Below are 490 nucleotides of genomic sequence, written 5' to 3' on the forward strand. Positions count from 1 at the left end.
ATTTAACACTGTGAAGACTGAACTATTGTATAATTCGCCTGTCTGAGTAACACTTGCTTCGAAAGAAGTGAGTAAGTGAGTAAGACGTTTTCCCCGTAATGTGTTTGGCCATCTATACTTTCCCCTTAGTATAGATGGTTTTTTTTTATCTAAAATTTGGCAACCAAACGAATGTACTTTCAGACGGCCTTTCTCATCTAAAGAAGCCATCATTGCTAGACCTCATCTCCCACTCATTAACTTGCCATTACTCCTTTTCTCTTTCTCGTCTCTTCCGCATCAATCTGTGCCATTCCCATTTCAGGCAAATCGTTTTATAGAAAGAAAACCTATCGGCGACTATCCAAGCTAAGGTTACAGGATGTTATTAGACAGCCTTAGATAAATACCATCTTTGTTGCCGACATACTCTTGAAAGCACACTTTGGTGCTATCCAATATCCTCACAACAACCCTTTCCCATATCCCACTTTTCAGACGGCCTTTATCG

The 490-nt window shown here is 40.0% G+C and carries 1 protein-coding gene; it reads right to left on the reverse strand.

The genetic code is table 11. The features are described 5' to 3' along the window. Positions 1-210: hypothetical protein (locus ACTHUM_RS19060; RefSeq protein WP_440403844.1), on the reverse strand; the 210-nt coding region annotated here is incomplete at its 3' end. Positions 211-490: the final 280 nt, after the last annotated feature.

The sequence above is a fragment of the Neisseria sp. P0021.S006 genome, assembly GCF_051956895.1.